General features: G+C 41.4%; 19 protein-coding genes, 1 tRNA gene and 1 pseudogene. 11 read left to right on the forward strand and 10 right to left on the reverse strand.

Annotation, left to right across the window (positions count from 1 at the left end; translation table 11 throughout):
• Positions 1 to 132: 132 nt before the first annotated feature.
• The gene (locus tag NT010_09075; GenBank protein ID MCX5806200.1) at positions 133 to 1,098 is read right to left on the reverse strand and encodes a serine acetyltransferase; all 966 of its coding nucleotides are present in this window, start codon (positions 1,096 to 1,098) and stop codon (positions 133 to 135) included.
• A 466-nt stretch (positions 1,099 to 1,564) separates the two neighbouring features.
• Between NT010_09075 and NT010_09080 the strand changes: the two genes are divergently transcribed.
• Positions 1,565 to 1,636: transfer RNA gene (locus NT010_09080), tRNA-Thr, on the forward strand.
• A 407-nt stretch (positions 1,637 to 2,043) separates the two neighbouring features.
• On the opposite strand, the gene NT010_09085 is transcribed toward NT010_09080, so the two are convergent.
• The 4 genes from NT010_09085 to NT010_09100 all read right to left on the reverse strand — a co-directional run bounded on the left by NT010_09085 (position 2,044) and on the right by NT010_09100 (position 5,254).
• Positions 2,044 to 2,973, reverse strand: coding sequence for a ParB/RepB/Spo0J family partition protein (locus NT010_09085; protein ID MCX5806201.1), 930 nt, complete (start codon positions 2,971 to 2,973; stop codon positions 2,044 to 2,046).
• A 770-nt stretch (positions 2,974 to 3,743) separates the two neighbouring features.
• Positions 3,744 to 4,292 carry a hypothetical protein gene (locus NT010_09090; protein MCX5806202.1) on the reverse strand — a complete coding sequence of 183 codons (549 nt, stop codon included), beginning with the start codon at positions 4,290 to 4,292 and terminating at the stop codon, positions 3,744 to 3,746.
• 313 nt (positions 4,293 to 4,605) lie between these two features.
• The gene (locus NT010_09095) at positions 4,606 to 4,950 is read right to left on the reverse strand and encodes a DUF5615 family PIN-like protein (protein ID MCX5806203.1); all 345 of its coding nucleotides are present in this window, start codon (positions 4,948 to 4,950) and stop codon (positions 4,606 to 4,608) included.
• The gene (locus NT010_09100) at positions 4,922 to 5,254 is read right to left on the reverse strand and encodes a DUF433 domain-containing protein (protein ID MCX5806204.1); all 333 of its coding nucleotides are present in this window, start codon (positions 5,252 to 5,254) and stop codon (positions 4,922 to 4,924) included. Before NT010_09100 ends, NT010_09095 begins: the two co-directional genes overlap by 29 nt.
• A 614-nt stretch (positions 5,255 to 5,868) precedes the next feature.
• Here NT010_09100 and NT010_09105 point away from each other — a divergent pair.
• The gene (locus tag NT010_09105) at positions 5,869 to 6,210 is read left to right on the forward strand and encodes a hypothetical protein (protein ID MCX5806205.1); all 342 of its coding nucleotides are present in this window, start codon (positions 5,869 to 5,871) and stop codon (positions 6,208 to 6,210) included.
• Positions 6,211 to 6,327: 117 nt separating this feature from the next.
• Here the strand turns inward: NT010_09105 and NT010_09110 are convergent, their stop codons facing one another.
• Entirely contained in the window at positions 6,328 to 7,833 is a 1,506-nt protein-coding gene (locus NT010_09110; GenBank protein MCX5806206.1) for a GAF domain-containing protein, read from the reverse strand.
• Between the two features lie 66 nt (positions 7,834 to 7,899).
• On the opposite strand from NT010_09110, the gene NT010_09115 reads away from it, so the two are divergent.
• From NT010_09115 to NT010_09140, 6 genes are all read left to right on the forward strand, one after another.
• Complete coding sequence (locus NT010_09115; GenBank protein ID MCX5806207.1) at positions 7,900 to 9,429, forward strand: MFS transporter; 1,530 nt, start codon at positions 7,900 to 7,902, stop codon at positions 9,427 to 9,429.
• Between the two features lie 182 nt (positions 9,430 to 9,611).
• Entirely contained in the window at positions 9,612 to 11,324 is a 1,713-nt protein-coding gene (locus NT010_09120; GenBank protein MCX5806208.1) for an MBL fold metallo-hydrolase, read from the forward strand.
• Between the two features lie 646 nt (positions 11,325 to 11,970).
• Positions 11,971 to 12,456 (forward strand): hypothetical protein, encoded by a 486-nt coding sequence (locus NT010_09125; GenBank protein MCX5806209.1) that lies wholly within the window; start codon positions 11,971 to 11,973, stop codon positions 12,454 to 12,456.
• A gap of 302 nt (positions 12,457 to 12,758) precedes the next feature.
• The gene (gene fusA / locus NT010_09130) at positions 12,759 to 14,801 is read left to right on the forward strand and encodes an elongation factor G (protein MCX5806210.1); all 2,043 of its coding nucleotides are present in this window, start codon (positions 12,759 to 12,761) and stop codon (positions 14,799 to 14,801) included.
• Positions 14,794 to 15,759, forward strand: a complete 966-nt coding sequence (locus NT010_09135; protein MCX5806211.1) for a biotin--[acetyl-CoA-carboxylase] ligase — start codon at positions 14,794 to 14,796, stop codon at positions 15,757 to 15,759. The genes fusA and NT010_09135 overlap by 8 nt, the downstream gene beginning before the upstream one ends.
• A 71-nt stretch (positions 15,760 to 15,830) precedes the next feature.
• Positions 15,831 to 16,613 carry a type III pantothenate kinase gene (locus NT010_09140; GenBank protein MCX5806212.1) on the forward strand — a complete coding sequence of 261 codons (783 nt, stop codon included), beginning with the start codon at positions 15,831 to 15,833 and terminating at the stop codon, positions 16,611 to 16,613.
• Between the two features lie 45 nt (positions 16,614 to 16,658).
• Here the strand turns inward: NT010_09140 and lgt are convergent, their stop codons facing one another.
• The 4 genes from lgt to NT010_09160 form a co-directional block, all read right to left on the reverse strand.
• Positions 16,659 to 17,444, reverse strand: a complete 786-nt coding sequence (lgt, locus tag NT010_09145; GenBank protein ID MCX5806213.1) for a prolipoprotein diacylglyceryl transferase — start codon at positions 17,442 to 17,444, stop codon at positions 16,659 to 16,661.
• Between the two features lie 172 nt (positions 17,445 to 17,616).
• Positions 17,617 to 18,234: an HAD family phosphatase gene (locus NT010_09150; protein ID MCX5806214.1), complete on the reverse strand. Its 618-nt coding sequence runs from the start codon at positions 18,232 to 18,234 to the stop codon at positions 17,617 to 17,619.
• Positions 18,212 to 18,895 carry a hypothetical protein gene (locus NT010_09155; protein MCX5806215.1) on the reverse strand — a complete coding sequence of 228 codons (684 nt, stop codon included), beginning with the start codon at positions 18,893 to 18,895 and terminating at the stop codon, positions 18,212 to 18,214. Before NT010_09155 ends, NT010_09150 begins: the two co-directional genes overlap by 23 nt.
• Before the next feature lie 68 nt (positions 18,896 to 18,963).
• Entirely contained in the window at positions 18,964 to 21,198 is a 2,235-nt protein-coding gene (locus tag NT010_09160; protein MCX5806216.1) for a SulP family inorganic anion transporter, read from the reverse strand.
• Between the two features lie 214 nt (positions 21,199 to 21,412).
• On the opposite strand from NT010_09160, the pseudogene NT010_09165 reads away from it, so the two are divergent.
• From NT010_09165 to NT010_09175, 3 genes and pseudogenes are all read left to right on the forward strand, one after another.
• Positions 21,413 to 21,568: pseudogene (locus NT010_09165) on the forward strand (3-oxoacyl-ACP synthase).
• A 66-nt stretch (positions 21,569 to 21,634) separates the two neighbouring features.
• Positions 21,635 to 23,779 (forward strand): acetate--CoA ligase family protein, encoded by a 2,145-nt coding sequence (locus NT010_09170; protein ID MCX5806217.1) that lies wholly within the window; start codon positions 21,635 to 21,637, stop codon positions 23,777 to 23,779.
• 359 nt (positions 23,780 to 24,138) lie between these two features.
• On the forward strand, positions 24,139 to 26,700 hold the full coding sequence (locus tag NT010_09175) for a PAS domain S-box protein (GenBank protein ID MCX5806218.1): 2,562 nt from the start codon (positions 24,139 to 24,141) through the stop codon (positions 26,698 to 26,700).
• The last annotated feature ends 15 nt before the right edge of the window (positions 26,701 to 26,715 follow it).

Raw genomic sequence — 26,715 nt, forward strand, 5'->3', positions numbered from 1 at the left:
AATTCTATTAAAATCTTCCAAACATTTATCAATTAGATAATACTATTGACATTATTTTACTACAAGAACAAACTTATCCAAAAGATGGTCAAGTTCTTTCACAAGTTTTAAAGGGGATGAGTTATCGCCTTTTTATCTTTTCTCCCTGATGATAAGCTCAGGTTTTTTAAGGAATACAACTGTATCGGGGGGAACGGATTCTGTAAGCCAAACATTGCCGCCAATGACAGAGTTGCGGCCAATGACCGTATCGCCGCCAAGTATGGTTGCGTTCGCATAGATAATCACATCATCTTCGATGGTAGGGTGACGTTTTTTGTCCCTTAGCTGTTGACACTCATCCTTATTCAGTGAAAGTGCGCCAAGAGTTACACCCTGATATATTCTAACACGGTCGCCGATAACCGTTGTTTCACCAATAACCACGCCTGTTCCATGGTCGATAAAAAACCTCTCGCCGATCTGAACTCCCGGATGGATATCAATGCCGGTGCGGCCATGGGCATACTCCGTCATGATCCTCGGTATAAGTGGGATATTCTGTTTGTAGAGATGATTGGCAATACGATATACAGTAATGGCAAAGAGACCCGGATAGCTGAATATGATTTCATCAAAATTCTTTGAAGCAGGATCTCCTTCATAAGCAGCACGGATATCATCTCCAAGCATTTTTTGGAGTTGAGGCAAATCACGCATAAGTTGTATGGCAGCTTTCTGGCCCCTTTCTTCACAACCGGTGCAGGGTTGATTAAAACGAATGCAGTCATGTCTTATTGCAAAAGTAGCCTGTTGCGAAAGCACATCGAAGAATTCCGTTGCTTCCCGACCAAGACAGTAATTCAAATTAACCTCATCAAGGACAGTATCTGTGAAGTATCCCGGATAAACAATACGGCAAACTCTCTCTAAAATATCTATAACCGATGCCCTTGACGGTATAGGCTCGGGGTCTGTGTGGCTGAAGCAATCATTTTTTTCGTATGACATTACAAGTTGGTTTACCAATGAAGGGATCTCTCTGCGAAAACCCATTTTATTAGAAATATCAATCTTGCATTCCTGTTTTCTGCTTACAGGTTTTACTTTCTTATTCATAATACCTCCATTATATATACAGCCTACAACACGTTATACAGCAAAGTTTCCGCAGGCGTCAACAAGTTTGTGGAGACCCCGGGGTCATGTCTGACATTTGAAAATATCCTTTATGTATTTATAAATGAATCAATTTTTCAATTTCTTTTTTTAGTTGCGGGATATCTTTCTTGACGGTATTCCAGACCGCATCAATGTTGACACTTTAAGCGTAATGAGCATGTTTGCCTCAGGACAGTCCGACACCGTTGCTTATCCTGATGTAAAATATGTGTTAAAACAAATTTATATTAATTCTGTGAGCTCTACAAAAATTCATTATGCTTTTTTATCAATTTCGTGATAATCAAAGACAGGGCACTGAAACGCATATGCAACATATAGACAAGAGAAAAACATGCATTGCCCTTTTAGTGAAAATTGTATTGTCTGCGAGTAAATTCCTGTGCTATATAAAATAAATCATGCCGACGTAGCTCAGGGGTAGAGCAGCTCACTCGTAATGAGCAGGTCGCGGGTTCGAATCCCATCGTCGGCTTTATTATTATCAAGGGTTTGTGGGTAATCGTTCAACAAGATTTTTTCTTTGGTGTCCGTATTGGTATCCACCATACCATCTAACCTCTTTATTTCTTTCTGTTCAAAATCATCCGGTGAAACAACATAATATTTCATTGTGTCAAACCAAAATAGAAATGTCCTATCCTTACCAAAATAGAAATGTTGTATGTTTCGTTTGCACATTTATTGAATTATTGAAACACATTCCCTCTTGCTAAATCCATCTACTGTTAGCTGCCTCTCCAGCTTCAAGAATCCTGCATTTCCACTTCACACCAGTTTAATTTGCTTTTCAAATGTTTTCCCGCTTTTTTCATCATGTCCCGCATAAAGCGGGATTAAACCGTACACTATTCACCATTCACCATTCACTATTCACTATTTTTATACTTGTGGTGGTCTTTTCTTGCCGTATGGGGTTATAAACATCTCCTGCTGGACATGATTACAGAAAACCTGTAGTTCATAGAGATATTTTTCAACATCTTCCCTTATATAGGTTCCAATGCCTTTATCAAAATCTGTTTTTATGGATATAAGGCCTTTGACTTGTTTCTTAACGGATTTGGGCTTTGTATCAACAGGGGCAGGTTTGATTTTCTTGTACGCAGTAAGGATTCTTTCAAGTGTAGCATTGGTTACCGGTGTCTTTATGACAGTATCGAATATATTCTTAAGATCGGGGCATTCGAGGTTTGCGGCAAAAAGATAACCCTGGGAAACAGGGAGATTTCCCGACCTGATTTCGGCTTGAATTTCAGGAGAAAGTTTTAAAAGTGAAATTATGTTAAACAGCGTAGATATTGACTTTCCAGTGATTTCAATTATAACGCCAACTGTTGGCGTTAACTGGTTTGATATATCATCGGTTCTCAACTTGTATCTTACTAACTCACTCATGACTCCACCCACATCGTACCCTTTATCAGGATGTTTCGCCTGAATATATGTAAGAATTCCTTTGGCCTGATCTATGGGATTTAAGTCTTCCCGCTGGAGGTTCTCAGTCAGTTGAAGGGCTATAGTGTCACCCAATTCCTTGCCTGCTTCAATAACTCTCACCGGTACGGTTTCAAGTCCTAATTGCTTGGCTGCCACAAGACGTCTCTCTCCGCAGATAAGTAGATATGTCCCGTCATCCTGAGCTGTTACAATGAGAGGTTCTAAGATACCTTTGTCTTTGATTGACTGCATAAGTGGCTTGAATGAGTCCGTTTCAATATTGATGCTTGATCTCACCTGTTCCATTACCACAATCTTTTCTACGGGAATGTACAGAAACTCAGGATTTACAGTTGTTTTCTTTGTTGCCATATTACCCCCTCTACCTTTAATTGGTTTTGTAAAAAAGCTTATTGCTATCCTCTCGCCCACTCCCATGCGGTCGTTCGAGTACGCGGAGATCGCAGAGTTAAAACTTATTTTTGCCGGAATTGAGAGAATGATTCATTCCGGCAAACCTGCACACCCTGCGGGTAAAAACTAACATCTGCCCCGAAGGGGCATGAAATGTGAGCAGAATCAGTCAGTCTCAGGATACTGCTCACAGATAAATTTGCCTTTCTCTGCGTACCCTGCGTTCTCTGCGAGAGACAATGCCTTAAAATCTTTTATCCTCTCGCCCTCTCCTATACGGTCTTTCGAGTACGCGGAGAGCGCAGAGTTTTATATAGCTTTTCGGACACTCCCCTGGTGTTTTTTTAATTGTCTTGTGAGTTTACCTTGATGTTGTTATTAATTGTAGATATTTAAGAACAATGTGTCAAGACATTTCCGGGGGTTATGCAGAGCTGACAGGCGTTACGCATCCTCCCCATTTCTAGCAAATTAGTTGAGAATGTGTTTTATGAAAATTATTAAATTTACCAAAGTAAGCGGCTTCGCAGTTTTCCGGAATTAAGAATTACCAAGAGAGGGGGGCTATTTCTTCCCAATATTATTTAATGTTTTAAGAAAATATTCCTTTCTTTACGCGTTCAAGAGGGCCATCAAAAAGTTTCTTATTTTTTAAAGAACATCCCGTCCACGTTCCCATTACATTTCAAGAGGGTCTCTGCCTCACTTGTCAGGGCTCAAACACCGAGTTAATCGGTTGCAATCTCTTTCATACAATCTGGCAGTATTATTTGGTGCATAAGAGAATTTCCCTTTAATTCAATCATTTTCAGTTTAATCATCTGGTCTTTGGCCTCACTACACCCGAAATATAGGCTTCTGGCAAGAGGAACAGTGTCACCAGCAGAGAAATACATGTTTTGCAGCTTTGCTTTTTTGTCACTACTCAAATTAGGGCTTCCGTCATATATACTGATGCTATCCATTCCGCTTTCAATGTTGAACGTTTTTTCACCCGTCCTGCCAGTTAGTCGATACCAAAACATTAAGCGTAGGAAATTTTTCTCGCTTTTGGGTTCACCTCCCAATGTTTTCTCTATCGTATGAAGCATAATATTTTGGCCTACATTCACCGAGCATTTGTCTTTAAAGCATCCAGAGTATGTGTGCTTTGATTTTCCCACTTGAAATGAGATTTCTCCTTTGACAGTCGTTTTCTCGCTTTGCTGTGCTTCACAAATCCTACCAAAACCAAAAATACTTATAATCATTATTAGTACTATTACAGTCTTTTTCATCTGTCTCCTCTTTTTAGTCAAGAATACGCTTATGTAAAGTTTGCGCTATTTTGTCTTGCCTATAAATAGCAAAGAACAAGTTTTACAGAAATCTTCTGAGATATTGAAATATCAAACAATATAACCCCCGCCCATAAAAACATAATTATTTTTCCATTCCTGCTTCAACGACTCCCCACTTAAGTATTTATTGTCCTTCAATTCTTTATTAATTTCAAGCAGTAAATACAGAAACTTAATTGAATACGGTTTGAAATGTTCTGTCTCTAAAATTGTTATAGAGGCTTTACTACAGGAAGCACTTATTAACTTATTATAAAAATTCAATCTGATTTTTCATTTCTTCAGGCGTTATGATCTCGGCATAAACAGACAGCCTTCTAATACATTCGCCAATACCATATTTATTCATTTTTGAAAAAATAACCCCTGGATGATTCAGTCCCTTTTCATTTGCACGCTTTGCAATATTAAGGAAATGGTGGTCATGGGTAAACAAGACGGCGTTAATTTTACGGGCATAATTGAAATGTTCTATATCGGATTTCCCGATTAAGCCTTCATCAATAGCAGTAAGAACCTCTATTCCTTGTTTTTTTAATCCTTTTGCTATTGAAATATCAACATTTTCATCTATGTAGATTTTTAATTTTCCCAAGCTTTTTCTCCAGAACTGATGAATGCACGGATTCTAATTTCTCTATTTCTTCAAGCTCATCTTTCCATATTTTATCAATTACATTTTTGTTTTCATAATAATATGAAAGGGCATCGTGCACTTGTGCAAGATCAAGGTGCGGGTGTGCATTGGTAATTTCTTCAGGAGACATGCCCATAAGCCCATATCTTATTGCAATATCAAGAACACGAATGCCGGTACCGGCTATAATCGGTTCACCGTTTCTAATCTTTTTATCTATTGTTATGTAAGGATGATCTATTCTTTTAGCTGCAACTCCCATATATTTCACCACCTTATCTTTTTGTCTATTGTATTATAAATATTTGCCTTTTTCTATAAATTTATTATCGTTATAAGCAAGTCCGACAATAAAGACCTTTCTTGATGCTTATATATGTACTTACTTCCACTCCAAACCAATTATCCTGGTTTTACGCCTTAAATTTTATCCACCAAGGTATTATATAGTTAATATTGTAGCAGCAGCATGATCCGCTGTTGTTCCTGAGCCCGATGTTGCTGCATACATTGGAAGCACAGTCAGGATCTCTCCTTCCTTGGCAGATACTATAAAAAGAATGTTCAGGCAGAATTCTTTCCCGGAACCACTACATCAAGGCCTTAAATGATACAATGCAACCAATACCGCATCTCGGTTATCATTACTTCACAATATTCTTAAAGTGTAATGCGCTTAATGAACCTCCCCGCAGCAAAGCTGCGAGGTATCAGAGGAATGGGGGACATGATTATCCCCCCCTCACCCTGCCCTCTCCCTCAAGGGGCGAGGGATTGTGGTCACCCCGAAGCAGAGCTGCGAGGAATCAATTGATTGAACTTCAAGTCTGCCGGTGCTATAAATATACATATTAAATAGAATAACAAGGAGGGTACATGGGATTTAACAGGGATATATATGATTTTGCCGCTAAGGTAGGTTCGCTTGAGGGTTATGTATTTCCAAAAGAGATGGAGCTTTCTTATTTGCCTGCGTGGATAGGTCACGTAGTGCAGGGTTACAACATGCTTCCAGAGGAAATAAGGCATGAAATTCAGGATTTATGTAATGCCACTGTCGGTCGTACCATACAGTCGCTCATTCCTGTGCTCGGAGAAGACCATGAGTTGGTGAAACAACTGAAAAGCATTTTTACAGGTGAATTGCCTTCATCGCCTTATGAGTTCGACCGTAAAAATGTTATGAGCCATGAGGGGAAAGATATACCTACTCTTTAACAGAAAAAACGGGGGCAGGAAATGAAGCCCTCGCGGCAATTTTCGGTGCAGCCATCTTGAAACAAGCTTCGGGGTATGGACCAGCAGAGCAATAAGCCTGGCGTGCCCTATCCTTTTTCATGCTTTCGGGATGATTACTGAAAAAATACTTCCTCCGGAGGCAAAGCACTCCTGCTTTGATTTAACAGCCCGGCAGCGAGAGATCCTGCCCATACAGATATCTCTGTCCGCAGGGATAAAAACACAGCGGGAACTGTTGAAATCAAGGCGGAATCCATATTGTTCGGATAATGCCTTAATCCTGAGAAGGTCGGAACCTGAGCCGCCTGCATTGAACATATATGGTTCTCTTGATGAATATACATCAGTATCCTGGGTATGAAAAAACCCTCCGAAGATCATCTTCTGGTTTTCAGGGGAAATACCGATTCCAAAATCACGAAAGTCTATCTGAACACTATTGTCCACAGAATAAGCACTTATATCAACCATGCCCTCATCAGGCGTTTTTTCAACAGCATTCTTCAAAATACCACCGCACACCTTTTTCAAGATATTCCGGTCCATATTTACAGCAATACTCTTTTCAAAATTTCTTACAATTTCAATTTCCCTTTCTTTCATCAATACGGCCGTTTCGTTACAGAGATCGTTCAGAAAAACATCGATCACAATAAGTTCTTCCCTCACCTCTTCGATCCTGTATAAAGACTCAATGCGCTCGGTTATAAGATCAAGAATATTTGTACCTGACAGGTTTTCCTGTCCGTTGAGTTCTTCTACAAAATAGAGGGCATCCTGGATAATGTTCAATATTTTCTGTTTCTCCTCCGAAGGCTTCTGATGGAGTAAATCATCTATCTTCACCTGCAATTCCTGCAGACGGGTAACATTTCGGTACCCGATAGCAATAGCCCGCTCCAGCGATACAATATTGGCTTCTCTTACCTTTTTTAAAACCCGGTCCAGGACTCCTGATACTATAGCAAGGGGCGTTCTTAATTCATGAGAAAGGTGGTTGATAACCCGTTCTTTGGCTTTATCAAGAAGTTTGAGTTCTTCATAGAGCTTCGAGTTCTCAAGGGCAATTGCAATATAATTAGAGACAGGCACAAGCAGTTCCACATCCTCATTTGTGAAATCCCCTGTTTTTTTATTCAATGCCTGGAGCGCTCCTATACATTCGTGAGATCTGTTGATCAGGGGGAAACAAAGAATGTTTCTGGTGTGGAAGCCAGTTTTCTTGTCTATTTCAGCATAAAAGCGGGGATCATTGTAGCAATCATTGATTAGCAAGGGCTCCCGGTGCTGGAAGACCCAGCCTGCTATCCCGTGTTCCACGGAAACTCTGATTTGTTCATCATGCATGCCTGTTGCCGCAAGAGACCTTAATTCGTTATCTTTATCGCAATACAGGAACACAGAGCTTCTCTCTGCATCAAGGATCTGGTTGGTCTGCTCCATAATTATTTCGAAGAGAGCGCTCATGTTAATTTCAGAAACTATGATCTGACCGACATGGAGAAGCTGGCTCTGTCTTTTGATCCTGTCCCTTACAAACCAGTCTTCCTGTCGCCTACCGAAACTTCTTGGCATTGATTGCTTATCAGAAAAAGTGGACATTTTGCTCCTTTCAGCAAGAAATACATAATTAAATGTTTTCAACAGGATGCAAAAAGAATGTGTTTTATGCTTTTTAAAGGAAAATTAGCACGGAGAAAAAAAACTGTCAAGAAGAAACATTTTCTTATTTTGATGTTGCAAAACAGCAAAGATAGTGTAGATTGTTTGAACATTATGAGGGCTGACGATAAAAAAATATATTTGATCGTCCTTAGTGTTGCCTTTGCTTCCTTTCTCGGCCGCCTGAACCTTTACACTGTTAATGTTTCCCTGCCCACAATCTCTCGTATCTTTAACATCGGAACAGGCGAGGCGTCCCGTATTGTAACTGTATATCTCCTTGTTATCACAAGTTTTCTCATGTTTTTTGGAAAACTTGGCGACAGGACGGGACATAAAAACATATTCATTATCGGATATGGCGTTTTTATCCTAGGGTCGCTTTTTTGCGGCATATCCACAGGAATTAATACACTGACCATTGCCAGGGCAATTCATGGCCTGGGGAGCTCCATGCTTCTGGCTGCAAGTTTCGCAATCCTTGCAAGAGTAGTCCCTGAAAATAGATTGGGATGGGCCTTTGGCATGAATGCTTCTGCTACAGCACTCGGAGTCGCTGCAGGGGCGCCCTTAGGGGGCATAATAGCCGAGTATTTATCGTGGAGGGGGGTATTCCTTATCAATGTCCCCCTTGGTGCAGGCGCCATGGTTTGCGCATACAAATTCATCCCCTCATCGGTCGGCAATCATGATGCAATGCCTGCCCGTATCAAGCGCAAATTTGATTTTATTGGTACAATTCTCAGCTTTATTTTATTGTCTGCACTCTTTTTCTGCAACATTATTGGAAGTAAGCAAGGCTGGATTTCGTTTTCAACATTCGCATTACTGGGCATTTTTCTCCTTGTACTCTTTTTCTTTATTACACATGAAAAAAAACATGAAGACCCTCTTCTGGATATTAATACCCTGAAGAGTTCTAAATTTACATTTGCATTATCCGCAACAATGATGGCATACATGCTTATCGCTGGAAATGCCTTTCTCCTTCCCTTCTATCTTGAAATTGTAAAAGGGCTCAGTCCTGCAGGAACAGGGATGATTCTACTTGTTTACTCATTGATTTATGTGTTCGTATCCCCTTATGCAGGCAAACTTTCCGACAGGAAAAACCCCGCCATTCTCTGTATTGCAGCAATGGCTGCTGCAACAATAAACACCTTTGCCTTCTCCTACAGCATAAGAAACAACGGCCTTATTCCTGTAATTGTTTTCCTCGCATTGTTCGGCTTCTCCTATGTGTTTTTCCTGTCGCCAATTAATAATATGGCCATGAGTTGTGCTTCTAAAGGAAAAGAAGGAATGGCATCAGGTCTTCTTAATACAGCAATTAATTTGAGCATGGTTTTTGGGGTTGCCATATTTGAAAAAGTTTTCATTGATTCACTTGGCAGCTTTGCCCCAGGCAGTGTAAATTTGAGTCAACTGGACATTCCCGGATCAATACTGCTGAATGGATTCAGCCATGCATACGTGGCCGGGGGGATGATGTGTGTTTTAGCTTTGTTTTTTACAATTTTTGCAAATAAACGGTGACATATCCAGGAGATGGATATGCTAATGAACCTGCCCGCAGCAAGCTGCGGGGTATCACTGAAAAGAGGCTCATATCCCCCTCACCCCGCCCTCTCCCCCGGAGGGGCGAGGGAAAGTAGTAACCCTGCAGCAAGCTGCAGGGAATCATTTGGATTAAATTATGATAATATGAGGTTATTTTTATGGACACAACACTTTCAAAAGAACCAACTCTGGAGAATAACCAGTGGGCTGCGGTACCAGGGTCTAATAGCGTTGGAATATACCCTTTAATACGGAAACCCTGCGTTACCTGTTCCAATACGTTTATTCTGAAATCTGACCGGTATATTATCATTATAGATCCAGGCGCAGAACTTGATCAGATAGAGCAAATACAAAGGATTATTTCGCCGGTTCAGAAAGAGAAATACCGGCCTGTATTTATCTTTTTTACACATTGCCACATTGACCATTTCCTTGCCGTATCACATCTCATGAATGATGAACCCCATGGTGAAATTATTTGCCATTTCGAGGCGGCAAGGGCCATTGAGAGCCGGGATGAAAGTATTACCCTTGCAAACATGAATGGTTCAGTATTGCCTGAGTGCAAGGTAAGAGCCCGTTTTTTTGAAAACTATGATGAATCCGATACAACCAAAGAACACCCCCTGGCCATTGAGAACAGCGTCATCCAACTTGAGAATGGTGAAATTGTACCATGTCAATCCTTCGCAATTAGCGAGAACGACAAAATACAACTTTTTCACACACCTGGGCATAGCCCGGATAGTGTCAGTTATCGGTTGGGATCGCTTCTCTTTACCGGAGACCTGCATTTGGCCACTACGCCGGGGATTGCCGGAAAATCAGGGTGGGATAATGAAAAACTGGCCCTGTCAATAAGGGCAATGTTGAAAAAAGGGAGAGAAGCAGGTATAAAACTTGTACTGACCGGTCACGGTAACATCATCAGTTTTGCAAAGGCAGAGAAAATTCTTGAAGATACTTACAAAGATGCATTGAAGCTCAAAAACATTTCTTATTTTGACCGGCAACGTTCTTTGTATTTGTCAGAATATGCTGTCGTTCTCCTGGAGGAAGCAAGCAATATATTTTCCATCATTGCAGCGCGCCTCCTGAAGACCTCCTACTATCTCGAGATGCTGGAAGAAGAGGAAAGGGCAGTGGAAATCCTGGGTGCCATCGATTTTGATGCAATCGATAATATTGTAAACGAATTTCAAAGTTTTTTTGACGAACTCACGGACAAGCGCGGGGCACCGCTCATTTCAAAGGCTGTACATTTTTCAAGAAAAGTCAACAAGATCTTTGAGCCCGAAAAGCTTTTTGGGCTCTTTGATCCCCACTTTATTCACAGGATCAGAAGTCTGCTGTCAGATTTTGTAAACGTAGTCTATGGTATTCAATTCAAAGATCAGGAAACTCTCTTCGACCTCAACAGCGCTGTCAAAGAGACACTTGATTCAATTAGAGACATTTCCTCTCAAGACGAAAAGATATTTGATGCCCTCGATGACGACAGAAAATTTATTGATGAACTTACAAAAAGGATTGCCTACACGCCTCTTTTCTCTTCAATCCGGATAACATTCGATCCAATACAGGAAGACCTCCTTATTACTGCCGATAAACTCATGTTTCAGGATATTCTCACGGCCTTTCTGGAACAGCTTGCTATTTCCGAAGTCCCCCAAGTCCTTCTGAAAACATACCGTAGCCGGAAAGACATCATTCTGTCGCTAACACCCATGCATGGTAGCAACCCTTTTGTTCTCAGGGAATCAAAACTGCTCTATCAGCAGCATTCAATGAGGCTTGCAGGCGGAGAGTTCAAAAAAAATGTATCTCAGAATACAGACGTCTATCATTATATTTTTCCATCAGAGTAATAACAACCAGATACAAACAATGTTGCGCCCTCTGAAAACTATAGGCTGAGGATGCTGATAATGCTCCATCCCTACAGTTTAATTCCGGCAGCATCTGGACAATTGCAGCCTGAATCAAAGAACCAAAGTTTTAAAAGTAAAATCGTGTGGAACTAAGAGGGTAAGCTTTTTCAGAAACTTCTATGATTGCATCCCCGGTAGATGCAAATGTTTTTATCATGTCCCCCGGTTCCCGATTGTACATCATCAACATAAAATCTTGTATCTACGAGAAGCGCTGTATCCAATTTGACAACTTATTTGCACGGACTATTATCATTCCCAATGATTGTCTGTCAAAAATAATGATCTTACATTTTTACTCCTAAATTGTAGGATTTTTAGACAACATTTGTATAACATTTCCTACATACAAAAATAATACATTATTGTATATGGTAGAAATGATTTTATTCAAATTATTATTAACAGCTCTTGAAGCGTCTTTGCCATATTTAGCGCTTGAGAAAAAATGGGGGTGGACCGGCAAACAGCAATCGAAATGATAAAAGCTGGCGTAGTATTGGGAACTTATTGAAATAGTTATAGCTGATGGAAAGAATTCGGCACTCCACATATCATCTAACATTATTTATGGGGGAAGCATATGAAGAAAAAGATTATATTAATGTGTTTAATTATCCTTATCACCAGCCCTGTAGCCTTGTTGGCATATCAGACGCCGGAGCCGCCGTTTCAACCGGACTTTTATAACGAGTGGCGCTATTTGCCGACTAACACATATTTTGATTTCGAACTTCAGAATATATATAACCCAGACGGTATAAAAACAGTCTGGTTTTATATGGAATCATCCGGTTCTGCTTTCATGAAAAGCGTTATCACCACTCCTGGAGGGATTGAACCGGAAACAATATTTGAAACATATGGCCCTGGAAGATACACCTGGATGTTCACACTTACTCCCCAACCTTCGTCAGAGATTGTGCATATCTTTTTTGGGACAGAAACGATAGTAACCTATGCAGCCATGGCATCACATTGTAGTACAGTACCAATCCCCGGTGCTCTATGGCTTTTGGGCTCTGGTCTGGTAGGACTTGCAGGATTGAGGAGAAGATTCAAAAAATAAACATAGTAGATCAATTATCAAGGCGGGGTCGATTTGACCCTGCCTTTTTATTTGAAATATTATGAGTGATTACTTCACAAACCTTCTTCGCAGCAATCCGAGAAAAACCAGCCTTGAACCTAAAAGCGGTTGAGCGAAGCAAACAGTAATACCACGCATACATGACATGACAAAAAAATAGGAAACTAATTTTCACAAATTTTCTGACTTATAAAATTTTAAGCACTTTCTTGATCTTACCTGATCTTTAACATCTTCCCAGTATTGACTTTTCCTCCCCAGATAGGTGATATTTTAGCCTGATGAAAAAAGAATCTCAGAGACTGAAAAAGATACGCAACATCGGAATCGCCGCACATATAGATGCCGGAAAGACCACTGTATCGGAGCGTATCCTTTTTTATACCGGTAAAACCTATAAAATAGGGGAAGTTCATGAAGGTACAGCCACAATGGACTACCTCCCGCAGGAACAGGAGAGGGGCATTACCATTACCTCTGCCGTTACAACTTGCTACTGGGATAATCACGAAATTCAGATTATTGACACACCGGGACATGTTGACTTCACTATTGAAGTCGAGCGGTCTCTCCGGGTGCTTGATGGAATGATAGCTGTTTTCTGTGGTGTCGGCGGCGTTGAGGCTCAGTCGGAAACCGTCTGGCATCAGGCAGACAGATACAATGTTCCAAGAATAGCCTTTATCAATAAGCTCGACAGGATTGGCGCCGATTATTTTAATGTTATAGATATGATGGTAGAGAAGTTCGGAGCAAATCCAATTCCATTGCAGATTCCCCTCGGCAAAGAAGACGGCTTTTTCGGCGTTGTCGATCTCATAGCAATGAAAGGTATTATCTGGGATGAAGAAGACCTGGGGACTACTTACAAATTTATCAAAATTCCCGAGGCATATATAAAAATATCCATGGAATATCGTGAAAAACTCCTTGAAAAATTGTCGCTTCTTGACGATGTGTTCATGGAACTCTATCTGGAAGGGCAGGAAATTGAAGAGTCTGTAATTCACGATACAATACGGAAAGCCGCTATCTCCCTAAAATGTGTGCCTGTCCTGTGCGGTGCAGCGCTCAGGAATAAAGGCATTCAACCCCTTCTGGACGGAATAGTCCGTTATCTGCCTTCTCCGCTTGATGTCCCGCCTGTTCAGGGCAAAAATCCAGAAACCGGGGAGATTGAGACAAGACAGACAAGAAGTGATGAGGATTTATCGGCCCTTGCATTTAAAGTTGTCATGGAAGAAGGCCGAAAGCTTATCTATATTCGGATATACTCCGGGGAAATAAAGGTCGGAGAGGATGTCTACAACGTAAATATTGGAAAGAAAGAAAAGATTTCAAGAATTTATAAAATTCATGCGAATCATAAAGACAGGGTAGACGAAGCAAAGACCGGGGCCATAGTCGGCATAGTCGGTCTGAAGGAAACATCCACCGGCCACACCCTGACCAAAACAAAACCGATCCTCCTCGAATCCATTGAAATATATCAGCCTGTCATTTCAATAGCTGTCGAACCCCGACGGAATATTGACCAGGATAAGCTTAACCAGGTACTCCAGAGAATATCCGAGGAAGACCCTACATTCATCCTCAAGACTGATGAGAATGCCTATCAGACGATTGTCTCCGGCATGGGTGAACTCCACCTTGATGTTGTTATGCGGAGGATCAAGGAAGAATTCGGCATTGATCTACAGGTAGGCAAACCTCAGGTTGTTTATAAAGAAACCATTGAAGCTTCTGCATCCATAGAGCACACATTTGAAAAATCGATAAATAATATCCTTTGCAAAGGTACGGTATCATTGAGTGTAGCACCGAACAAACGCGGGGAAGGCATAGTCGTTACCTGTCATATTAACGAGGAACACCCCGCCTTTCCATATATTGCCGCCATCGAAGAAGGCATTACTGAATCATCCAATGTGGGGATTATCAAGGGTTTTCCTTTGACGGACATTAAAGTGGACATAAAAGATGCATCATTCAACAACCCTGATTTTGCCCGTCTTACCCTGAAAATGTCCGCATATGAAGGGTTTCGAAAGGCATGCAATGATGCAAAACCCGAACTTCTCCTTCCTATTATGTCTCTTGCCGTAACAGTGCCAAATGAATTCCTGGGAGAGGTTATCAGTGACTTAAATGCAAGAAAATGCCAGATTGCAAATTTGTTAGCAAAAGATAAAATTACTATGGTTCAGGCATATGCACCACTGACAAAGATGTTCGGTTATTCTACCGATGTAAGATCCATTTCACAGGGAAGGGCATCTTTTACTATGTATTTCTCACATTACGACAAGGTGGAAAATGGATAGAATCAGAGATATATTGAACTTTTTAAGAGAAAAACCGGACTATATTTCCGGAGATTTTATTTCCACTGAGCTTGGCATATCGAGGACAGCTATATGGAAGTATATGCATCAGCTTGAACGGCTTGGATATGTTATTGCAAAATTAAAAGGTAGAGGATACAAACTCATTAAGACCCCTGATAAACTGTATGCCTGGGAAATAGAAAGGCACTTAAAAACAGACATTATCGGAAAAGAGATAATATATAAGGACATTATTGATTCAACGAATTCATATGCTTTCAAACTCGCTCTTGATGGCGCTCCTGAGGGAACATGTGTTCTTGCCGATGCACAGAAAGCCGGCAGGGGAAGATTAAACAGGGTCTGGTTTTCGCCGGCAGGAGAAAACCTGTATCTATCAATAATACTTAAACCGCATGTTCATCCTTCAAACGTATACTCCATAACGTTTATTTCCTCTCTTGCCGTTTATGACACTGTTGAGACAATAACAGGAATAAAACCAACGCTTAAGTGGCCCAATGATCTGCTTATCAACGGAAAGAAGATATGCGGTACATTGCTTGAACTTTCCACTGAGGCCGACATGGTAAAATTTGTTGTCGTGGGTATCGGATTGGACATAAATATGAAGGAAAAGGAAATAAGCGAGGAGATTGATCAAAAGGCAACATCCCTCTTAATTGAGACAAAAATTCTATTTGAAAGGCCTCGTATATGTGGTATTTTACTTTCAAACTTGGAGAAATATTACCTTCTTTTTAAACAGAATGGTGAAAATGAGATTTGTCGTATCTGGGAAGACAGGTCATGTATAAAAGGCAAATATCTGGAGATAAATCAAATGGGCCGGATATACAAAGGAACCTCCGAAGGTATAGACAATAAAGGCGCACTGCTCCTTAATATAGATGGGGAGATAAAAAGAATAATTGCAGGGGATGTAATTTTTTAGGATTTTTGGGTTAATTTTTTAGACAGTGGAGTATTAGCTGTGAACCACTAACAAATCATGAGGTATAGAAAATGCTTTTAGTTATCGATATCGGAAATACCAATATAGTCTTCGGGGTATACAAAGGCGATAAACTTGTAAACAACTGGAGGTTGAGCACCATCTTCCATAAAACTGTTGATGAATATGCCATTCTTATAAACAGCCTGCTATACATAGAAAAAATAAAGCCCCATGAAGTAGAAAGCGCTATTATATCCTGCGTAGTCCCGCCGCTTCTAATTCCCTTTGAAATTTTCTGCGGAAGATATATGGGAATTAAGCCTCTGGTAGTAGGCCCCGGCATCAAAACCGGAATGCCCATACTTTACGAAAATCCCCAGGAAGTAGGTGCCGACAGGATCGTAAATGCTGTTGCAGGCTACGATAAGCACAAAAATGCCCTCATTGTTGTAGATTTCGGAACTGCAACAACTTTTGATTACGTAACCCCGAAGGGGGAGTATGCAGGCGGTTCTATTGCACCGGGTATTATGATTTCCCTTGAAGCCCTTTTTGAGAGGGCCGCCAAACTGCCGAGGGTAGAATTAATAAGACCAAAGAATGTTATTGGAAAAAATACCATACAAGCCATGCAGTCCGGCATATCATACGGATATGTAAGTCTTGTGGACGGAATAATAAAGAAAATCCGGGAAGAGGTTAAAACTAATCCCTATGTGATGGCTACCGGAGGGCTTGCCAACCTTATCTTTAAAAATTCAGATTCTATAGATGAAGTGGATGAATTTCTCACCTTGAAGGGGCTGAAAATACTCTACGAGAGAAACAAGGATTTTCATAAATTCAAATAATGAAAGCCCTGCCCCATGATTTGACACTTTCTGTACTTACTGCATTTATTTTATGCTGTATTTTGGGAGATAGAAATACTTGAGAAAAAGGCCTGTAAAAAGCATTATGGCACATAATATCTGTCCCATTGTTACTACACCGAATATGTAGCCAACCTGCAAATCAGGCTCCCGGAAAAATTCACAAAAAAATCTGAAAACACCGTACAACATTAAAAAAAGCGCAAAAACATCGCCTCCTCTTTTCTTTCTGTCTTTGTACAACCAGAGAACGACAAAGAGGACAAATCCCTCAAAAAATGCCTCATATAATTGCGAAGGATGCCTTGCAATATTGCCGCCCTGGGGGAATATCATCGCCCAGGGCACATCTGAAGGCTTACCGAAAAGCTCGCCGTTAATAAAGTTACCCAGCCTTCCCAGGCCTATACCTATAGGGCCGGTCGGGACAATAAGGTCCAGCATTGTAAGAAATTTAAGTTTTTTTCTTTTAATAACTATATAACCGGCGATGAATGTCCCTATAAGTCCTCCGTGAAACGACATGCCTCCATGCCATAGAACAAATACCTCAAGGGGATTCCCCAGGTAAAAGCTTAGATTGTAAAAGCATATATACCCCAGCCGAGCTCCGACAATAAGACCAAGAATCAGGTAAAAATACAGGTCATCAATCTGCGCCCTCTCTATTTTCAGCGCCTTCTTTTTTATCTGGTACATGACAAGGAGGTATGAAGAAACAAATCCTAAAATATACATAAGGCCATACCATCGTACTGCTAAAGGGCCAACTTTTATGATTACCGGATCAATATCAGGATACTGAATCATTGTATATACTCCTATGTATGTCCAATATTTGTTAAACCTTGGACGCTGAGCAACCTTTCTTTATCACCTGGTTCCCGTCCGGGGTTCCCGGATGGAAACCTATTTCTGAGTAACTCAACTCTGTTTAATTAAAGTTACTCAGTAACAAATCGCCCCGGAGTGGCATGTTTTGCTATATTCCATTTTCTTTCAACATCTGCCACAATTCTTCCGCATCCCGGAAGACCATGCCGTTAATACCATAACTTTTTGCAGCTTCTATATACCTCTCAATGTCGTCAATATAAAAAACTTCGCTTCCATCTATGTCCATCTCTTCAAATATAACATCATAGATCTTTTTATCAGGCTTTTTTACGCCTACTTTATAAGAAAGAATCCACTTATCCATAGCATGGACAACAGGGTAAGTCTCAGCAGCATATGTGAAATGAAGCTCGTTTGTATCACTTAATAAATAAACAGGATAACCCTTTGATTTTAAATATAATACAGCCTCACTTACCCGGAGGTTCTCATGGAAAATAGGATTCCATATATTTTTGAAATCCTCAAAATCCATGGCAAGCATGTAAAGTTCCTTTAGCCGGGTAAAGAATTCAAGCGAAGACATGTTGCCTGTTTCATAGATATTTACAATACCCTTCTCCCTGTCAAAGAGGAATTTAAAAATATCATCCGGCAATATTCCCGTTCTATTTTTTGATTTTTCATAGAGTTTTACCGCAATCTGCCTGTGCTCAAAGGGCAGGATTACATTTCCGAGGTCAAACACAAAAAGCTTTATCATAGAAAAACGCCTTTCCTGGATTGAATTGGGCATAAAGCCCGTATGGATCCTGCAGGTGCTGCCACCCGCATATATGAAGAAACTTCTTATGCATATGATGTTTCATTAATGTCGAAATCATGTTACTCATATGCTTGTCCCTGACATACATCTCATCAGTATAAGTAAAAAGTTTTATCCCTTTTTCAAAGAATAATTTTGCAATAGCCTTCTCATTGCTGTCTACGGCTCCGTCATTCCCGTAAAGGAGCTGTCTTATATTGTTTTCTTCAAACAATTCATCAATCTGCTGAAGCTTGAGATAAGAAAAATCGTCCATGTCTATCAGATAAAACAATGCGTCATGCTCCTGGGCATACCCGGATACAACCTCATACTCATAGGGCATATTGATATAAGCAAAAAGTCTGGAAAGCGCTTCCCTATCATAGGTTTCATTTTCAACCTTTATTTTATTCAGGATTTCCTCAAGTCTTTTTTTGTATTCCATACCTCTTTCTTTTCTGAATTCCAGACCATAGTTGGAAAACTCCAGGGTAATTACTTCAGGCGCAATATTTACAAGCCATTCACGTAGCAATTCAGCACCCTTGTCGTCCCGGTGAATTACACCAAGGATAAAAAGCCTGTTTGGATTATCTTCGGGACATGCCTTGGACATGCTTTAAATTAACACATTCTGTGGTGTAAGTTTCAAGAAAAACCATATCGTGCCAGTCCGCCCCGGCTTTAATCCATCAGCACCTGCAGGAGCTGGTTAGTATAGGCAAGCCGTTCTCCCATACGATGAATTATAAACCTGTGAAAGGCAGCGGCCAGCTCAGGTTCTTTTTCCTCCATACTGCGTAAAGCTTCAACTGTTAATTTGAAAAAGACACTTTGTTTTATTGTTACTACAGATGCCGTTGATGGGAGGCTCAGGTAGAGTCCCAGTTCTCCAACTACCGTACCCGGGCCCATGGTCCGTAAACGGACTGTTTGACCATATTCATTGCGAAGCGTTACAGTTACCTGACCGGATTCAAGATAGTAGAGGGAATGAGGAGGATCGCCCTGTTTTATCAGGTAATAGCCTTCAGGAACTTCCTGCCGCTCAAGATAATGAAGAAAATGGTCTATTCTGACTGAAGACAGGAGAAAATCCTGTAGTTGATCTTCAAGGTTCTGTTTTTTCTCAATACAAACCGAATCAATGCTGCATAAAATCTCATTTTCACACCACTCCATGCCAAGGTCGAGGTCAGGAAACATATGGAAGGACTCATCGTCCATGAAATCAAAACCACCCCTTTTGAACTGGTTGAAAAGTTCCGCTGATATCTGTGTAAATACAAGAACATAGCTATGTACCTCAGCGTGCTGCCTCATCTTGCTGAAACTATTTACTGCCGATGAATCGACGCCGTTCACAAGTCTGAAATCAAGGATGACTGAGCGAAGAGGCATCATAATCCGATCATTTGCTCTTTTGCGTATATCCTCGAATAAATTATTGGCAGTGCCGAAGAAAATAAAACCCTGAAGTTTCAGGATATAAATTTCCTCTCCTTTCTCATCAAGGACTTGCTGCTGATGCGGAGCACGGTCTACGTTGCTGTGATAATTGATACCTGAAAGGGCATGTTTTATCACATTAACGTGGCTGTATCGCACTACAAAGATTATGATGGCTATAAGTATGCCTGCCCCTACCCCTTCGATAAAACCTAAAGCCCCTATGACTACGAGTATAAGGATTATAAGGAAGCAATCAAGCCTGGGGAGCTTGAACCAGGCTTCATATAGCCATTGATACAGGAAGGCAAAGCCGAGGTAAAGCAGCACACTGCCCATAATTGGTCTTGGGAAATAAGATAAAAGGGAACTTCCGAAAAAGATAATGGAACCGCACATGGCTGCGGAAAATAGCCCTACCATTCTATTGTTTGCCCCCATGGAATATCTGAGAGTGGAAAGGCTAAGCGAGTGAAAACCGGCAGTGCCGCCGAAAAGACCTGCCATGAAGTCAGCAGCCCCAACTGATCTGAGTTCCCGGTTAAGGTCAATTTCTTCCCGCACGACAAGCTCAAGGCTGCTCGCATTGAGCAGCATGGAAACGCAGCAGATTATTGGAATAGTCCCTATGTTTCCGATCTGCGTTAAAATCAGCGGCCAGTTAATCTGCGAAAAAGATGACAATGATAAGGGGTATCTAAATTCTATCTTTTGAAATGCTTCTATAAGCCACCCCTGTGCCCGCACTTCGCTTAAGGGAATATGAGCTGTAACCATAATGAGATAAAAAAGACCAAAGGAAGCGCAAAGCCAAAGGGGCATAACAAGATAGTGTTTCCGCCATCGAAGAATCAAAAACAAAATAATGGCAAGGAAGAGACCCGGAAACCACTTGATCAAGATATCAGGCTGGGCAAGATAAAGCAGATTGGCAATGGCAAGCGTTTTCCCTGTCATTACACTGAATGCTCCCTTGACCAGCAGTAAACCGGTGCCGGCGAGGAATCCCCCTATTACAGGGTAAGGAATAAACCGTATAAGATTGCCTGCCTTTAAAAAACCGAGGATAAGAAAAAAAAGTCCCGTGGCAAGAGATGTTAAAATAATCACGGCAACAACGGTTACAAAAACAGCTTCCCCTGTTCCCTTGCCCTGCATTGCAGAAGCAATGAAAGACGCAATAAGGGCAAGAATTACCGCTGGAATTTCCTGGGGGTGCACTACAGTACCTTTGTAAGAACTTGTAATTGCTGTAAAAACACCCATTATAAAAGCGCCGAAAAGAATAAGGCTGACACCGCGGGACATAAAATCAGACAAAGGGCCTGCAAATATAAGGGCAGAAAAAGCTGTGCCCATGGTGATTGTGATAACCCCGGAGATTAGCCCTGCAGTCAAATTTGTAAAAAATTTACCAGGGTTAAATCGGTTTTTTAAAAGTTGTTCCGGTTTATTGGCATTGCCGGGCATTTTTCATAACATACCGGTATAGCAGGACAATGTCAAGGGGGTATAAAGAATGTTGGATAATTTCTTCAGCTCCCTTAAGAGGAGGATGTTCTGTAAAGCCTCTCAGTGATAGTTTGTTTTTCCTGTATTATTTATATCCTGATGCGGTAAAATGAATTTACAGAAGTTGAGAAGTAGATTCGCAATACAGTTCAAATAAAGAGGGAAGTTCATGGTAAATGTGGATCGATACGGCAACACATCCTCAGCATCCATCCCTATTGCACTGCACGAAGCACTGCAGACCGGTCGGATTAAAGCGGGTGATGTGGTGGTACTGACGGGTTTTGGAGCAGGTTTAACCTGGGGTGCAGTTGTAATCAGGTGGTAAGGCTGGCTCATTTTATCTGCCTTAGAATAAATGGTTATCAGACAACCTGAATGAGGTGCTTATTTTATGGAAAAACTTTTCTATCCACAATCAATAGTTATTATCGGACTGTCGGCTAAGGCTAATAATATTCCCAAGCTGATTCTGGAGAATCTCCTGCGATGGGGTTACAGGGGACGCATATTTGGAGTAAATCCAAAGAACGACGAGTTGAACGTCAGCGGGATCAAGATGTATAAGGAGGTTGAAGACCTGCCGGAAATTCCTGATCTTGCGGTATGCCTTATACCTGCCCGCTTTGTACCTGAGTCGGTTGAAAAATGCGGAAAGTTCGGAATCACACGAATGGCCATTTTATCGGGAGGATTTTCAGAATTCGGAGATGAGGGTAAAAATCTATCATCTGTTCTTTTAAAAACTGCCCGGAAGTATAATATCAAGTTTGTGGGTCCAAACTGTATTGCAGTGGCAAATACCGGAAATGGTCTCTGCCTTCCCTTCGTCCCGATTTACCCACCCGCCAGGGGAGGAATGTCCATTATAACCCAGAGCGGCGGCGTCGGTCTCATGCTCTTCAACCTGCTCGCTGATGAAAATGTGGGCATGGCAAAGTTTATCAGCATCGGAAATAAGCTTGACCTTGATGAAGCAGATTTTCTTGAGTACCTGGACCAGGACCCTGAGACAGATACTATTTGTATGTACCTTGAAAGCATCAGCAATGGAAATCGTCTTATTCAGGTCGCTAAAAAGGTCAGGAAACCTATAATAGTCTATAAATCGAATACCACATCGGCCGGAGGAAGGGCTGCATTAAGCCATACCAGCGCACTCAGTAATGATGAGGATATTATAGATGCAGCTTTTGAGGAAGCTGGGATTATTAGAATACACAATTTCGGGGACCTTGTGGCTGTTGCCAAAGCTTTCGTGCTTCCTCCAATGCGTGGAAATCGGATTATGGTTATGAGTCCGGCCGGCGGGTTCGCCGTTATGGGTGCAGACTTGTGTGAAAAGGCAGGCTTTGAGTTTGCCGATCCCGGTGAAGAGTTCTATAATAGTTTGAATAAGTTTGCCAATGCAGGGGTAATCAAATTTTCCAATCCACTCGACATGGGAGATATTTATGATCCACATATGGTAGCCCATGTAAATTACGAGGTAATGCACAATGATAATGTTGATGGTGCAATTTATATCGGTCAGAAGCCGAAGATGCCTGAAGGAAATAATGTTTTTACCGGTCTGTTTTTGACGGACTTGTCAAAGGAAACTTACGGCTCAATTCTTTCATCAGGGAAACCACTGGGGGTATGTCTCTATGGACTTTCCGGGTACCTGCATACAGTAAAGGAATATTCGAACTATCCGATTTTTAATAATCCCGAAGAGATGGTGCGAGCACTCTCCTTCCAGAAAGACTGGCATACAAGAAGGTATATCGATCAAGAGGCGCCTCCAACGAACTCATATTTTAATAAAGACGATCTTCGAAAGTGGATCGATGCTCATGGAGAGGTAATCGGTGAAGATGCCCTTGAACTGCTTCGCATGTCAGGCATATCCGCAGCCGTCTCAGATATTGCAAGGAATGAGCAAGATGCAGTTGAACTGGCAAAAGAGATCGGATACCCGGTTGCAATGAAGGTTGTATCTCCCGATGCTCTCCACAAGACCGATGCCGGTGGGGTTGTCGTTGGGGTCAGAGATGAGAAGGGGGTTAAGAGATATTTTTCGCAAATACGTCAGAATCTTGAAGAATATAAGAAGGGCGCTAGTTTTGAGGGGATACGGATACAGGCAATGGCCGATGAAGGCTACGATATGTTCATCGGAGGCAAATTCGATAAATCTTTCGGTCCCGTAGTCATTTTCGGTTTCGGAGGCATATATGTGGAAGTTTTCAAAGATGTTCAAACCTGCCTGTGCCCTGCCAATGCACAGTTTGTAAGGAAAAAGATCGAATCTCTTAAATCTTATGCACTTCTGAAGGGAGCCCGGGGTATGGAACCTGCAGATATTGATGGATACGTTAGTTCCGTTGTGAGAGTATCGTGGATACTTGCAGAATTCCCGGAAATAAAAGAAATGGATGTCAATCCTTTACGACTCCTTAAGGACGGATCAGGCGTCTGTGCCCTCGATGCCCGCATGGTTGTGGATAAAAAACCTTTTAGAATATTTTCCTTCAATGAAAAGATTCAGCCATAAATACATATTCGGTTCCGACTTCCCGGGCGTTCCCGGCGTAAAAAAGAACTATGAAGCCATAAAAAACTCATCCAGGACGACAGAGCCATGGAACTGATCGGCTTTCAAAATGCCTATGAGCTCTTCGGCTTCTGGAAGTAAATAACATGCGTGACAGGTGATATTGTTTATAAGAAATACAGTCTTGAGCTTCTGCATGATGCAGGCAAGATCTTCAGGTATAATTTTCTGTATACATTTCTCTACAACAAATATAGAATAAACGATATAGAATAATTTAAATAGTGACGATAGTTATTGCAACAGAGGTTCAGCAATGTAAATGCAGCATGTTCATCTTTAAAAAAAGGGGGACATCAATGAACACGGTGGCAAAACATGTACTGAACATCTACAAAAATTCCTGTAAAACAAAAAAGTTACAGGAAGAGTTATACACAGTCCTGACACAGCTTTTTGATATAATGTTTCTGGCAGGCGGAATTTTCGGGGGTATTGCGCTTCTTTTTTCAATCTACCGGTCAATAAATTACGGATGGTACCCTGCAGTCTTTTTACACACAGGTATGTATCTCTTTGCCATGGTAATTCTCTTTTTTCGCCGACGAATATCTGTCATTTTCATGTTTTCAGCATTGCTTAGTCTTATCTGTGTAGATGTCCTGTATTCTCTTATCAACATGGGGCTTGCAAGCGCCGGTTTTGCCAGCCTCACCGTACTTTGTATCTTCGCAGGGGTTTTCCTCGGTGTAAGAGCGGGAATCATAGCTATGTGCGCCAGCATCCTGACAGCATCATTAATCGGCGCTGGCATTTGCACAGGCATGATCAACATGAAGCCCGATATTATCAATCATATATCAGCGCCCGTTGGATGGATTGTACAGATCGCATGTTTTGTTGTGTATGTAATGCCGCTCATTCTTGCAATAAACAGCATACAACAAAAAATGGTCAGGTCTTTGAGTGAATCAAGGGAAACAAACGAGAAACTTCAGGCTGAAATACTGGTAAGGAGAAGGGCCGTAGAAGAATTACAGGAGAGTGAGAAAAAATACCGTAACATCTTCGAAAATGCAGTAGAAGGTATTTTTCAGGCTACTCCGGATGGCGAGGTACTAAATGTAAATCCTTCCCTGGCACGGATGGCCGGCTTTGCCTCTCCGCAGGATATGGTTAAAAACATCAAAGACCTTAATCAGTTCTATGTTGATTCCCAGGACAGGGATCATCTTAAAAAAATCATAAGCGAACAGGGATATGTTGAAGGTTTTGAGGTGCAGTTGTACAGGCAAGACAGAAGTATCGCATGGATCTCCATGAACGCCCGCGCTGTTTGTAGCGGGGAAGGCCATTGCGTATACCTTGAAGGAAGCATAGAGGACATATCTAAACGGAAGTCTGCCGAGATTGCACTTCGTGAGTCAGAGGAAAAATACCGCACTGTGGTGGAAAATTCACTTGTAGGGTCCTTTATTATTCAGGACGGCCTCTTCAGATTCGTCAATCCCCTGTTCTGCAAGATATCAGGATATACCTATAATGAAATTATTGACAAATTGAGCCCACTGGATATTATCCTTCCCGATGAACGGGAAAAAATACGAAAAAACCTCGAAAGCCGCATGGATGGCAATACATGTCAAAGTGAATATGAATTAAAGGTAGTCAGAAAGGACGGCAAGGTTATTACAATAAAAATTCTGGGAAATTTTATCATTTACAATGGAAGACCGGCTTCCTTTGGGACGCTGATTGACATTACAAAAGAGGTAGCACTTGAGTCACAGCTCCGTCAGGCCCAGAAGATGGAGGCTATTGGCACGCTCGCCGGCGGCATTGCCCATGATTTCAATAATATCATTACTGCCCTGATAGGATTCGGAACCCTCCTGCAAATGAAAATGGATAGAACAGACCCCTTAAGGATATATGTGGAACAGATACTGTCAGCGTCCCGGAAGGCGGCAAGCCTTACGCAAAGCCTCCTGGCCTTCAGCAGGCAGCAGCCCATCACTTTAAAACCATTAAACGTCAATAATGCCGTCAGGGGATCTGAGAAACTTCTGCAACGTCTCATTACTGAGGATATTGCATTTACAACCGATCTGGGCGCGGAGGATATTACAATTATGGCAGATGCAAGCCAGATTGACCAAATCCTTTTTAATCTCGTTTCCAATGCGAGAGATGCAATGCCGAGAGGAGGAAATTTAATTATCACAACAAAAGCTGTTGAACTGGACAGAGAGTTTGTATTAGCTCACGGGTTCGGTGAAACAGGACAGTATGCACTCATTGCCGTATCGGATACAGGTACAGGCATGGACACAAAGACAAAAGAAAATATCTTCGACCCCTTCTTTACAACTAAAGCTATCGGAAAGGGTACAGGACTCGGTCTATCCACTGTCTACGGGATTGTAAAGCAGCACGGCGGATACATCACTACCGACAGTTGGCCAAACAAAGGGACTATCTTCAACGTCTATCTTCCTGTAGTCAAAAGCGCTGTCCATAATATACAGCCTTCGGTTGAACTTATGAAAGGTGGAAGAGAGACAATTCTTGTTGCAGAGGATGATGAGGACGTGAGGCTTTTTGTTAAAGACATTCTCAGTGAACACGGCTATACGGTTATCGAGGCAGTTAATGGAAATGAAGCAATTGAAAGATTCAGAGAACACAAAGGTATATCACTCTTAGTTCTCGATTCTATTATGCCGCGCAAGAACGGTATAGATGTTTATAATGCAACAAAGATATTTGCGCCTGACATTAAAGCCCTCTTTATGAGCGGATATACACTCGACATGGTGTCTGACAAGGGTGTTGAGCAAAGCGAATATGATTTTATCAAAAAACCTCTGCTGCCAGATGAATTACTGAAAAAAGTGCGGGAAATACTCGACAGACAATAATAAAACAACGGGATT

The organism is Pseudomonadota bacterium, assembly GCA_026388275.1.
Taxonomy (GTDB): Bacteria; Desulfobacterota; Syntrophorhabdia; order Syntrophorhabdales; family Syntrophorhabdaceae; genus JAPLKB01.

Coding starts and splice junctions, on each gene's coding strand:
- NT010_09160 (MCX5806216.1), bottom strand. CDS start 21,198: ATGCCCGGCAATGCCAATAAACCGGAACAACTTTTAAAAAACCGATTT.
- NT010_09085 (MCX5806201.1), bottom strand. CDS start 2,973: ATGGCAACAAAGAAAACAACTGTAAATCCTGAGTTTCTGTACATTCCC.
- NT010_09125 (MCX5806209.1), top strand. CDS start 11,971: ATGAAGAAAAAGATTATATTAATGTGTTTAATTATCCTTATCACCAGC.
- NT010_09175 (MCX5806218.1), top strand. CDS start 24,139: ATGAACACGGTGGCAAAACATGTACTGAACATCTACAAAAATTCCTGT.
- NT010_09100 (MCX5806204.1), bottom strand. CDS start 5,254: ATGGGAGTTGCAGCTAAAAGAATAGATCATCCTTACATAACAATAGAT.
- NT010_09140 (MCX5806212.1), top strand. CDS start 15,831: ATGCTTTTAGTTATCGATATCGGAAATACCAATATAGTCTTCGGGGTA.
- lgt (MCX5806213.1), bottom strand. CDS start 17,444: ATGATTCAGTATCCTGATATTGATCCGGTAATCATAAAAGTTGGCCCT.
- NT010_09090 (MCX5806202.1), bottom strand. CDS start 4,292: ATGAAAAAGACTGTAATAGTACTAATAATGATTATAAGTATTTTTGGT.
- NT010_09155 (MCX5806215.1), bottom strand. CDS start 18,895: ATGTCCAAGGCATGTCCCGAAGATAATCCAAACAGGCTTTTTATCCTT.
- NT010_09115 (MCX5806207.1), top strand. CDS start 7,900: ATGCTTTTTAAAGGAAAATTAGCACGGAGAAAAAAAACTGTCAAGAAG.
- NT010_09075 (MCX5806200.1), bottom strand. CDS start 1,098: ATGAATAAGAAAGTAAAACCTGTAAGCAGAAAACAGGAATGCAAGATT.
- fusA (MCX5806210.1), top strand. CDS start 12,759: ATGAAAAAAGAATCTCAGAGACTGAAAAAGATACGCAACATCGGAATC.
- NT010_09110 (MCX5806206.1), bottom strand. CDS start 7,833: ATGTCCACTTTTTCTGATAAGCAATCAATGCCAAGAAGTTTCGGTAGG.
- NT010_09135 (MCX5806211.1), top strand. CDS start 14,794: ATGGATAGAATCAGAGATATATTGAACTTTTTAAGAGAAAAACCGGAC.
- NT010_09105 (MCX5806205.1), top strand. CDS start 5,869: ATGGGATTTAACAGGGATATATATGATTTTGCCGCTAAGGTAGGTTCG.
- NT010_09150 (MCX5806214.1), bottom strand. CDS start 18,234: ATGATAAAGCTTTTTGTGTTTGACCTCGGAAATGTAATCCTGCCCTTT.
- NT010_09120 (MCX5806208.1), top strand. CDS start 9,612: ATGGACACAACACTTTCAAAAGAACCAACTCTGGAGAATAACCAGTGG.
- NT010_09170 (MCX5806217.1), top strand. CDS start 21,635: ATGGAAAAACTTTTCTATCCACAATCAATAGTTATTATCGGACTGTCG.